This window comes from Candidatus Ruminimicrobium bovinum (genome assembly GCF_902760015.1).
Lineage (GTDB): Bacteria > Elusimicrobiota > Endomicrobiia > Endomicrobiales > Endomicrobiaceae > Ruminimicrobium > Ruminimicrobium bovinum.
On the sequence record NZ_CACWEU010000170.1, the window covers coordinates 1 to 11,234 of the forward strand.

Consider the following 11,234-nt stretch of genomic DNA (forward strand, 5'->3'; position numbering starts at 1 on the left):
ATAATTTTCGGCAAAGCAAGAAATATAAGAACCGATGAGTATCAAACATATACACCTATATTATTATCACAAAATCCGAATTATCCGTATTTTAATAAAATTCTAAGGGGTACAACTACCGATGTTGCAATGACATACGGGCAACCGATAAAAAACATAATATCGGTTTTCAGACCGTTTTTGTCGGGTTTTCTTTTTTTAGGTTCGGCAAAAGGGCTTTCTTTTTTTTGGATTGTTCGGCTTGTTTTTTTGTTTTTATTTACGTTTGAATTTTTACTTTTAATTACAAATAAAAACAAAATACTTTCTCTTTTCGGAACATTACTCATAACTTTTTCGCCTGCTATACATTGGTGGTTTACATGTAATGGTATAGTTGAAATGATAATTTACGGGGAACTTGCAATATTGATGTTAAATCGCTATATGTTAATTAAAAATTTTATCGAAAGATTTTTTATCCTTTTAATAACATATATTTGTGTTGGCGGTTTTATTTTGACACTTTATCCCGCATGGCAAGTTCCTTGTGCATATATTTTTGCGGCACTGTTTTTATGGGTAATAATTAAAAACTATACTCAATTTGAATTTGATAAAAAGGATTTGTCGGTAATAATATTTTTTTCTGCTTTATTTATATTGATTTTTTTGTTTATATACGATAAATCAAAAGAAACAATAAATATTGTTACAAATACTCTATACCCAGGACTAAGAAGTGAATTGGGTGGAGATTCATTAACGGAAGTAGATATAAATTGCGGTTTTTTAACTCAAATATTTAGATATTGGGGCAATATGTTTTTGCCGATTTTCGATAAAAATTTGGTATGGAATCCTTGTTTATACAGTACTTTTTTTGATTTGTTTCCGATAGGTTTAATTTTGTCCGCCATAGTATTTTTTATAGATAAAAATAAAGATAAACTATTAATTCTTTTATCGGTAATATTTGTTTTTTTATCGGCTTGGTGTTTTATTGGTTTTCCTCAATCTTTAGCAAATTTAACTATGTTAAAAAGTTCTCCTGCATACAGAACAATCATTATATGGGGTTTTTTAAATGTTTTAATTTTAATAAGAGCATTAAGCATAATCAAATTTAAACTCGGTAATTTAATGGCAATAACAGTAACGGCTATTTTAACAATATGGTCTGTTGTGGCAAATAAACTTATATATCAGGGATATATGGATGTTTTTAAATTGTCGGTCATTTTTGTTTTAAGTTATTTTTTATTTTATTCAATTTTAAAAAATAAAATAAATAAGTTTTTCATTGCAATAATAATGGTAATAATGTTTGTTTCCGGTTTGGCAGTAAACCCTATACAAAGAGGAATATCCGTTATAAAAGAAGCTCCGTTGGCAAAAGCAATTAAAAATATAAATACTAAAGAGCCCGGGTTATGGGTTTTTGAAACGGGACAGCTTGTTTACTATTTTATAATGAATTATCCTATAATGCAGTGTGCAGCAACATTTAATTCCATAAACATTTATCCTAATTTGGAAGGGTTTAAAAAAATAGATAAAGAAAATAAATATTTTAATGTGTATAACAGGTATTGTCACATATCCGTGAATTTGGTTGATATCAACAATATAAAAAATAAAAATTTTGAAAAATTTATTCTTTTGGGGCAGGATTATATTGCAATAAATATGACGGAAGACGATTTAATTGCTTTAAATATCAAATATATATTAACTTTAAGAAATTTGAGATCTTTTAACAGCCCTAAAGTAAAATATGAACTTTTATATAATACTTCAAAATGTGCAATATATAAACTGCATTATCAAAAACAATGATTTTTTAAAATTTTATTCTTTTTTTACCAAATAAAATGATAAAATATCAGCATATAAAATTACAAAATGCGGAGTATGTCATTAAAAACAATATAGAAGAATTTTTATCGTCAACAGAATGTATTTATAAGTGCAACGAACCGTTATCAAAACACACTACGTTAGGCATAGGCGGTAATGCCGATTTTTTTGTTGAAGTACAAACCGAAAAACAATTAATAAATTTATTAAAGTTTACAAATGAAAATAAAATTAAATTTTATGTTATCGGCGGCGGTTCAAATTTATTGTTTGGTGATAACGGTTATAAAGGAATAGTTATAAAATTATCAAACAAAAAAGAATTCGGTCACATAAACTTTTTTAACAACACGGATACGGAAACGAAAGTAGAAGCAGGAGCGGCTGTGAATTTGGCTTATCTTGCCAAATATACGGCTGAACAAGGTTTTGGCGGGTTGGAATATCTTTCAGGTATTCCCGGGACAATAGGCGGTGCCGTTTATGGCAATGCCGGCGTTAAAAATTGTGATATTTCTTCAAATTTATATGAAATTGAACTAACGGATTACTTCGGCAATAAAGATACTTTAACAAAAGATAAATTTAATTTTCAATACAGAAAAAGTAATATAAAAAACGCAATAATAACGAAAGTAAAATTTATCTTGAAAAAAGCTGACAAAAATGATATTCTACAAACTGTTTTTAAAGAGCAGCAAACAAGAAAGAAAAATCAACCGTTAGGCACAAAAAATGCAGGTTGTATATTTAAAAATCCGCTAAACGACAGTGCCGGCAGAATAATAGACTCTTTAAACCTTAAAAACTTCAATATCGGCGATGCTCAAATTTCTGATAAACATGCTAATTTTTTTATTAACAGAAATAATGCTTCTTGTGCAGATATGTTAAATTTAATAAATTTTGTTAGAGATGAAGTTTATAAAAAATATAAAATAAAACTTGAAACGGAAATAAAAATAATAAAATGATAAATTTAAAAAATAAAAAAATTGCCGTTTTGTGCGGCGGATGGTCTTCGGAAAGAGAAGTTTCTTTGAATTCCGGCAAAGCCGTTTATAAAGCAATAAAAAAGCTGGGCTTAAACGCAGTTTTAATTGACGTAAATAAAAATATAGCCGAAAAGCTTAAGAAAGAACAAACGGATATTGCCTATATCACATTGCACGGAAAACCCGGTGAAGACGGAACAATTCAGGGTATGCTTGAACTTATGGGTATTGCTTATACGGGTTGCGGTGTGTTTGCAAGTTCGGCAACAATAGATAAAATAGTATCTAAAAAAATGTTTGAATATGCAAAAATACCTACGGCAAAATGGACTTTTATAGAAAAATTAAAACCGTTTAAAGAAATTGAATTTCCCGCAGTGGTAAAACCCGCTTCACAAGGTTCCGCAATAGGAATATCAATAGTTAAAAATAAAAAAGAATTTGAAAAAGCCGTTAAGTTGGCTTTTAAGTATGAAGACAGAATTTTAGTTGAAAAATACATAAAAGGTATTGAGATAACGGCAGGTGTTTTAAACGGCAAACCGTTACCTGTTATAGAAATAGTACCGAAAGGTAAATTTTACGATTATAAATCCAAATATACCGTAGGGCAATCCGCTCATATTATACCTGCAAGGTTATCCGGAAAAATTTTAAAAAAAATACAAGATATTGCGGTAAAAGTTTATAACGAATTTATGTGTAACGGAATTTGCAGAGTTGATATGATAGTTGATAAAAACAATAACATATACGTTTTGGAAGTAAATACTTTACCCGGTATGACAAAAACGTCACTGTTTCCCGATGCTGCAAAAGCGGCGGGTATAAGTTTTGAAAATTTAGTTTTAGAGATACTGAAATCGGCATTAAAAAATGAAAAGAAGTAAACGAACCGTTGTAAGAAGAACAACTTTTAGAAAAGAAAAAAAGAAAAGTAAAATAAAAATATTCAGAATATTTTTGTTACTGTTGATATTTATCGGCATCGGTTTCGGCTTTATAAAGTTAAAAGAATTTTTTTACACCTACGATGGTTTTAATATAGAAACAATAGAAGTTGTAGGTTGTAAAAATGTAACACCTACGGAAATTAAAGAACTTATTCCTTTTAAAGCAGGGGCTAACATTTTTGAAGTGAGTCTTTGTAAATTGGAAAAAGAAATAAAAGAACTTAAGCCGGAACTTAAAGATATAACTATATCAAGAAGATGGAAAAAAATATTGGTACAACTTTACGAAAGAGAACCTGAAGTATTTATTAAACAGGGTAACGATACCGTAGGACTTGATTTTGATAATATACCGTTTGCTTTAAGAGGCAATATGTTCGGAATGAAAATTCCGATGTTGGAATTTTCAAACGAACAGGAAAGAAAAGAACTTTTAAATTTTGTTTATAATTTAAAACCATTTGCAAAAGATTTTATGAGCAGAATAACAAAGATAAAATACGGTGAAGTTGAAGATATAATACTTGAAATAGATAATAAAATTAAAATATTTTGGGGCGAGCAGAATAAATTTGATGTTGCCGATAAAGCAAGTAAAATGAAAATTGTTTTATCCGATGCCGACAAAAGGTTTATTGACGGTATTAAATATATCGATTTAAATTTCTTGGAGAAAAATAAAATTATCGTAAAAGTTGATAAAATAGAAAAACAAGTCGGAGGTGTATAATGTCAAAACAATCAATAATAAGTATAGATATAGGAAGTTCTTCAATTCACGGAGTTATTGCTTTTTACGACGAAAAAACCGCAAAACTTGAAATAACTTCAGCCGACACGGTTGCATGTCCGGACGGTATAGAAGCCGGTTCCATAATAGATATAGGTGAAGCCGCAAATTCAATAAGGATATTAATAGAACAATTAGAAAAATCTCAAAATGCAAAAGATTCCTGGGTATATGTTTCGGTAAGGGGTTCTTTTATAAAAACCGCAGACCAAAGCGACGGAATTTCCGTTACCGATACATTGGTTACCGAAGATATAGTAGATAGCGTAAAAAAAGCCGTTATTGAAAAAGCACAAATAAATGCAAAAGATACTTTAATACAAATTATTCCTAAAGAATATAAATTGGATAGGTTGCAGGTTGTTCCCAATCCGTTATCCATGGAATGTTCTTATTTGGAGTTAAATTCTTTAATAGTAACCGCGCCGCGAAGTATTGTTTCCAATATAAAAAGAGCATGCTCTTTAGGTATGGAAGAACCTATTTTTTACGGATATTATTCTTTGGGAAATATTCTTGCTTCAAAAGAAAGTAAAAAATTGGGATGTATGTTAATTGACATCGGCGGTATGACTACCGGGATAGTTGTTTATATAAACGGAATTGTTCAGAAAATATTGGAACTTCCCGTAGGTTCGGATTTAATAACAAGAGACATTACTAAAAAGCTTAAAACGCTACAGGCCGAATCCAAAAGGATAAAGGAAACTTACGGTGCCGTTTTAGAAAACGAAACAAACGAAAATGCCGAATTTGAGTATACAATCGGCTCTGCAAAAAAAATGTCTTCAATAAGCGAATTAATAAATATTATAAAACCGCAAGTGGATATGCAAATAGCATATATAATAAGCGAACTTAAAAAGAATAAAGTTGATATCAGTGCTTTGGCAGGCGGGATATTACTTACCGGCGGCGGAACAAAATTGCCGGGAATTCTTGAGGCATTTGAAAAACCTTTTGACTGCGGTGTAAAAATAGCAACTGTTGATATGAACAAAATATCCGTCAGTCAGGAAATAGTTGATTGTCAAATTTATACGACTGCAATTTCAACACTTTACAATGAAGTAAAAACACGTTTTGCAGGTGTAAATACCGTTGTGGAAACAAGCAGCAAAGACGGTGGCTTTTTCGGTAAAGTTTTAGGAAAGGTCAGCGAAATAGTATAAAACAGAAGGAGAAACAATAATGCCTTTTCAAATAAATTTACCAAATACTTATCAATCGGCTCAAAATGCAATTTTAAAGGTTATAGGTGTCGGCGGCGGCGGAACAAACACAATTAACAGAATGATAGCGGCAAATATAACCGATGTTGAATTTTGGGCTGTTAATACCGATGCCGATGTTTTAAGAAATTCTGCAGCCGGTAATAAATTGCAAATAGGAAATGACGGGCTTGGTGTCGGCGGCGACCCTAAAAAAGGTGAACAATATGCAGTTGAAAATATTAATTCGTTAAAAGATATGATTAGCGGTGCGGATATGGTTTTTATAACTACCGGAATGGGCGGAGGCACGGGAACGGGCGCATCGCCGGTTATAGCGAAACTTGCAAAAGAAATGGGAATATTAACTGCGGCAGTTATTACAAAACCGTTTTCTTTTGAACAACAAATAAGAATGGACTATGCACTTGAAGGTATAGAAAAAATAAAAAAATATGTTGATGCTCTTATAACAATACCAAACGATAGAATTTTTTCCGTAGTGGACGAGAAAACTCCAGCACCTGAAATGTATAGAATGGTGGATGATGTTTTAAGGTTGTCCATACAAACCGTAACCGATACCATTACAAAAACAGGAACTATCAACATAGATTTTGCCGATGTTCGTGCTATTTTAAAAGATTCCGGTGATGTTATTATCGGTATAGGTGAAGACGAAGATATTGCCGGAGCAATTTCAAAAGCAATAAAAAATGTTTTTGTTGAAGGGCCAAGTATTAAAAATGCTACAAGTTTGCTGATAAACATATCTTATTCAAATACAAATCCGTTAACAACCGGTGATTTGGTTCGGTTTAAAGAAATTTGTAATTCGGAATTTAAAAAATGTAAATTTATAAAACGCGGTGAGGTTGCCGAAAAGGACCTTGATACAAGGAAAAAAGTTTCCGTTATTGCAAGTTTTAAGAATGAGGAAGAAAAAGTTCCTCAATATACCGGTATGTTATTTAACGATCCCGAAAAAACAGGGACAGAACAACAAAACGAACAGGAAGAAGAACAAACTTTTAATTTTTCCGTCCCGGCATGCGACCAAAACTGGAAACTTAAATATTTAAAAAAATAGAGGAAATTTATGATTTTAATTTTAGATTTCGGTTCACAATATACTCAGGTAATTGCAAGAAAAATAAGAGAATCGCATGTTTATTGCGAAATATTTCCGGGTAATAAAAAGCTTGATGAAATTCAAAATATGGATTCCGTTCAAGCCGTAATATTATCAGGCGGACCTGCAAGTGTTTATGAAAAAGATGCACCGAAACCCGACAACAAAGTTTGGCAGTTGAATGTTCCCGTTTTAGGTATTTGTTACGGTATGCAACTTATTGCACAACAGTTGGGCGGAAAAGTGCAACATTCCAAAAACAGAGAATACGGGCTTGCCGATATACAAATAAAAACAAAATCATTGTTGTTTGCAGGGCTTAAAACAAAAATGCCCGTATGGATGAGCCACGGCGATAAACTGACAAATTTACCGAAAAATTTTAAAATTGTTGCAAGTTCAAAAAATTGTCCCAATGCCGCAATAGTAAATAATGAAGGAACAATTTACGGCGTTCAGTTTCATCCGGAAGTTCATCATTCACCGTTCGGCAAACAAATTTTAGATAATTTTTTATTCAAAGTTTGTAAGTTGCAAAAAAATTGGACAATGAAAAATTACATAAAAGATGAAATTGCAAGGATAAAAAAACAAGTCGGCAAAGGTAAAGTTTTATGTGCATTGTCGGGCGGGGTGGATTCCTCTGTTGCCGCGATAATGATGCATAAAGCAATAGGCAAACAACTTGTAAGTGTTTATGTTGACCACGGTTTGCAAAAACTCGGCGAAACCGAAAGAGTAAAAAAAATATTCGGCAAAAAATTCGGTAGAAATTTAATAATTAAAGATGCAAAAAAATTATTTTTGAATAAGTTAAAAGGTGTAACAGACCCCGAACAAAAAAGAAAAATCATCGGACACACTTTTATAGAAGTGTTTGAAAAAGAAGCAAAAAAAATTAAAGGTATAAGTTTTCTTCTTCAGGGAACGATATATCCCGATGTTATAGAAAGTGCAAAAATAGGTAAAGCCGTTACCATAAAAAGCCATCACAATGTAGGCGGATTACCGGAAAAGATGAAAATGAAACTTGTTGAACCTTTAAAATCTTTATTTAAAGATGAAGTTCGTCAGTTAGGCAGAGAATTGAAAATTCCCAATGAAATTATAGACAGGCAGCCTTTCCCGGGCCCCGGGCTTGCAATAAGGACACTCGGTGAAATTACCGAAGAAAAATTAAGAATAGTTAAAGAGGCAGATGCAATAGTTGACCAGGAAATAAGAAAAGCGGGATTATATGAAAAAATTTGGCAATCGTTTGCAATAATTTTACCTGTCAAAACCGTAGGCGTTATGGGCGACCAAAGAACTTATGAATATGTTATAGTTATAAGAGCGGTCAATTCCGTTGATGCAATGACGGCAGATTGGGTAAAACTCCCTTATGAAATACTCGGTAAAATTTCATCAAGAATAATAAATGAAGTAAAAGGTGCAAACAGAGTAGTTTACGACATTTCACAAAAACCCCCCGCTACAATAGAATGGGAATAATTTTTTAAATAACATTGATAGGAGTAAATATGGAAATATCAAAAAAAGATGTAGATTATGTTGCTTCTCTTGCAAGGTTGGAATTTGAAGAGAAGGAAAAAGAAAATTTGGCAAAACAGCTCGGTTCCATTTTAGGTTACATTGAAAAGATAAAAGAAGTTGACACTTCAACAATAGCACCTACAAGCCACGGCGGAACAAGCCAAAATGTTTGGAGAGATGATGTCGTTGTAAAAAGTTCGCAGGAAACCATAGATGCACTCTTTAAAAATGCACCCGAGCAAGACGGAGCTTTTTTTAAAGTTAAAAAAGTTATGGAGCTGGAAGATTAAAAAAGTGCAAAGTACTTTTTTGCTGAATAGCTGAAAAACTGAAAAACTGAAAAACTAAAACCACTCAGCTATCAGCTAAGAAAAACGAACTTTTTCGAACACGTTTAACAACGCAGCTTCTCAGCTAAATACATGGATATTATTAAAAATTTGACTTAAAAATATTAATGTAAGGAATAAATAATATGAACGAAATTATCAAAATGACCGCAACGGATTTAGCGGCAAAAATTAAAAACAAAGAACTTTCAAGTGTTGAAGTAACAAAAGCTTTTATTAACAGAATAAAAGAAGTTGACCCAAAAATAAAAGCTTATGTTACGGTATGTGAAGATTATGCTTTAAAACAGGCACAAAATTCCGATGAAAAAATAGCCAAAGGCGAAAATGTCGGTGTATTGGAAGGTGTACCTATAGCAATTAAAGATAATATTTTAATTAAAGATATAAGAATGACGGCTTCATCAAAAATTTTGGAAAACTATATTGCTCCGTATGATGCAACCGTTATTACAAAATTAAAAAACGCGGGTGCCGTATTTGTAGGCAAAGCAAATCTCGATGAGTTTGCGATGGGTTCTTCAACGGAAAACTCGGCATTTTTTACTACAAGAAATCCTTGGAATACGGAACATATTCCAGGCGGTTCCTCTGGCGGCAGTGCTTCTGCGGTCGGTGCAATGACTGCACCTTTGGCACTTGGAACGGATACCGGCGGTTCAATAAGGCAGCCTGCAAGTTGTTGCGGTATAGTAGGTGTAAAACCGACTTACGGCAGGGTAAGCAGATTCGGAGCTGTTGCATTTGCTTCTTCTCTTGACCAGATAGGACCTATGTCAAAAACGGTTGAAGACAGTGCATTGCTGTTAAATGTTATTGCAGGCCACGACACAAAAGATTCAACCTCGATAAACATGGAAGTTCCCGACTATCTTTCAAAAATTAAAGACGGTGTTAAGGGCTTAAAAATAGGATTGCCTAAAGAATATTTTATAGACGGTTTAGACACTGATGTAAAAGCCGCACTTGATAAAGCAATTGAAGTTTATAAAAATTTGGGTGCTGAAATTGTTGAAATTTCACTTCCGCATACCGACTATGCCGTTGCCGTTTATTATATTATTTGTTGCTCGGAAGCTTCTGCAAACCTTGCAAGATACGACGGTGTTCGTTACGGTTTCAGAGCAGAATGCACCAACTTACTTGACGAATATCAAAAATCAAGGGGACAAGGTTTCGGAGCCGAAGTTAAAAGAAGAATAATGCTTGGAACTTATGCACTTTCTGCAGGATATTACGATGCTTTCTACGGTAAAGCACAAAAAGTAAGGACATTAATAAAACAGGATTTTGAAAAAGCATTTGAAAAAGTTGATATTATTCTTACCCCGTCTGCACCTACACCGGCATTTAAAATAGGTGAAAAAAGTTCAGATCCTTTGCAAATGTATTTATCGGATATTTTTACAATATCCTGTAATTTAGCTGCAATTCCGGGAATGAGTTTGCCTTGCGGTTTTTCGCAAAAAGGTATTCCCATAGGTATGCAACTTCTTGCTAAAAATTTTGACGAACAAACAATGTTTAAAACTGCTTTCGGTTATCAGCAGGCAACAGATTGGCATAAACAGTTTCCAAAAATATAATTGTTGAGGATATAAAAATGAATAATAAATACGAAGTAATTATAGGGCTTGAAGTTCACTCGCAAATAAAAACAAAAACAAAAATTTTCTGTAATTGTTCGACGGAATTTCACTGTGAACCTAACACAAATATTTGTCCGGTATGCACGGGGCAACCGGGGGTTTTGCCTGTATTAAACAAACATGCCGTAGAACTTATAGTCAGAACGGGGCTTGCACTTGACTGCACGATAAATAAAAAATCAGTATTTGCAAGAAAACAATATTTTTATCCGGATTTACCTAAAAATTATCAAATATCGCAATACGAACTTCCTTTTTGCGAACATGGTAAAATAAATATTTCAGTTGACGGTAAAACAAAAAGTATCGGTATAACAAGAATACATTTGGAAGAAGATGCCGGTAAACTTATACACGATATCGGTTCCCGTCAGCTTGATTATTCTTTAGCCGACTACAACAGAACGGGTGTTCCTTTAATGGAAATTGTTTCCGAACCTGATATGAGGTCTCCGCAGGAAGCAGCCGCTTATTTGGAAGCACTCAAAAATTTAATTGAATATGTTGAAGCATCCGATTGTAATATGGAAGAAGGAAAATTCAGATGTGATGCAAATATCAGTATAAGACCTTTCGGACAAAAGGAATTCGGAACGAAAGCCGAACTTAAAAATATGAACTCTATTTCAGGTGTTCAGGAAGCACTTGCTTATGAAGTTCAAAGACAAATTGAAGTTGTTGAGTCCGGTCAAAGAGTTATTCAGGAAACAAGAACTTGGGATCCGAATGAAAAAGTAACAAAATCAATGAGATCAAAAGAAAATGCCCACGATTACAGA

Annotated in this window: 10 protein-coding genes; all 10 read left to right on the forward strand. The window is 32.9% G+C overall.

Annotated features, from left to right (window positions below; all coding sequences use genetic code 11):
- A partial coding sequence (locus ACMUOV_RS05595) for a hypothetical protein (protein ID WP_413854122.1) occupies window positions 1-1,818 on the forward strand: 1,818 nt, incomplete at its 5' end.
- A 35-nt stretch (window positions 1,819-1,853) separates the two neighbouring features.
- Window positions 1,854-2,813: a UDP-N-acetylmuramate dehydrogenase gene (gene murB, locus ACMUOV_RS05600; RefSeq protein ID WP_413854123.1), complete on the forward strand. Its 960-nt coding sequence runs from the start codon at window positions 1,854-1,856 to the stop codon at window positions 2,811-2,813.
- Window positions 2,810-3,724, forward strand: a complete 915-nt coding sequence (locus tag ACMUOV_RS05605) for a D-alanine--D-alanine ligase (RefSeq protein ID WP_413854124.1) — start codon at window positions 2,810-2,812, stop codon at window positions 3,722-3,724. The genes murB and ACMUOV_RS05605 overlap by 4 nt, the downstream gene beginning before the upstream one ends.
- The gene (locus tag ACMUOV_RS05610; RefSeq protein ID WP_413854125.1) at window positions 3,711-4,517 is read left to right on the forward strand and encodes a cell division protein FtsQ/DivIB; all 807 of its coding nucleotides are present in this window, start codon (window positions 3,711-3,713) and stop codon (window positions 4,515-4,517) included. Before ACMUOV_RS05605 ends, ACMUOV_RS05610 begins: the two co-directional genes overlap by 14 nt.
- Window positions 4,517-5,749, forward strand: coding sequence for a cell division protein FtsA (gene ftsA, locus ACMUOV_RS05615; RefSeq protein ID WP_413854126.1), 1,233 nt, complete (start codon window positions 4,517-4,519; stop codon window positions 5,747-5,749). The genes ACMUOV_RS05610 and ftsA overlap by 1 nt, the downstream gene beginning before the upstream one ends.
- A 19-nt stretch (window positions 5,750-5,768) precedes the next feature.
- Window positions 5,769-6,878, forward strand: a complete 1,110-nt coding sequence (ftsZ, locus tag ACMUOV_RS05620) for a cell division protein FtsZ (RefSeq protein ID WP_413854127.1) — start codon at window positions 5,769-5,771, stop codon at window positions 6,876-6,878.
- Window positions 6,879-6,887: 9 nt separating this feature from the next.
- On the forward strand, window positions 6,888-8,414 hold the full coding sequence (gene guaA, locus ACMUOV_RS05625; RefSeq protein ID WP_413854128.1) for a glutamine-hydrolyzing GMP synthase: 1,527 nt from the start codon (window positions 6,888-6,890) through the stop codon (window positions 8,412-8,414).
- A 29-nt stretch (window positions 8,415-8,443) separates the two neighbouring features.
- Window positions 8,444-8,746 carry an Asp-tRNA(Asn)/Glu-tRNA(Gln) amidotransferase subunit GatC gene (gene gatC / locus ACMUOV_RS05630; protein WP_413854129.1) on the forward strand — a complete coding sequence of 101 codons (303 nt, stop codon included), beginning with the start codon at window positions 8,444-8,446 and terminating at the stop codon, window positions 8,744-8,746.
- Between the two features lie 185 nt (window positions 8,747-8,931).
- On the forward strand, window positions 8,932-10,392 hold the full coding sequence (gene gatA, locus ACMUOV_RS05635; RefSeq protein ID WP_413854130.1) for an Asp-tRNA(Asn)/Glu-tRNA(Gln) amidotransferase subunit GatA: 1,461 nt from the start codon (window positions 8,932-8,934) through the stop codon (window positions 10,390-10,392).
- Window positions 10,393-10,409: 17 nt separating this feature from the next.
- The coding region (gene gatB / locus ACMUOV_RS05640; protein WP_413854131.1) for an Asp-tRNA(Asn)/Glu-tRNA(Gln) amidotransferase subunit GatB at window positions 10,410-11,234 on the forward strand (825 nt) is incomplete at its 3' end.

Bases quoted from the DNA above. Each gene is read 5' to 3' on its own strand.
- ftsZ (WP_413854127.1), top strand. From the start codon at position 5,769: ATGCCTTTTCAAATAAATTTACCAAATACTTATCAATCGGCTCAAAAT.
- ftsA (WP_413854126.1), top strand. From the start codon at position 4,517: ATGTCAAAACAATCAATAATAAGTATAGATATAGGAAGTTCTTCAATT.
- murB (WP_413854123.1), top strand. From the start codon at position 1,854: ATGATAAAATATCAGCATATAAAATTACAAAATGCGGAGTATGTCATT.
- ACMUOV_RS05605 (WP_413854124.1), top strand. From the start codon at position 2,810: ATGATAAATTTAAAAAATAAAAAAATTGCCGTTTTGTGCGGCGGATGG.
- guaA (WP_413854128.1), top strand. From the start codon at position 6,888: ATGATTTTAATTTTAGATTTCGGTTCACAATATACTCAGGTAATTGCA.
- gatA (WP_413854130.1), top strand. From the start codon at position 8,932: ATGAACGAAATTATCAAAATGACCGCAACGGATTTAGCGGCAAAAATT.
- gatC (WP_413854129.1), top strand. From the start codon at position 8,444: ATGGAAATATCAAAAAAAGATGTAGATTATGTTGCTTCTCTTGCAAGG.
- ACMUOV_RS05610 (WP_413854125.1), top strand. From the start codon at position 3,711: ATGAAAAGAAGTAAACGAACCGTTGTAAGAAGAACAACTTTTAGAAAA.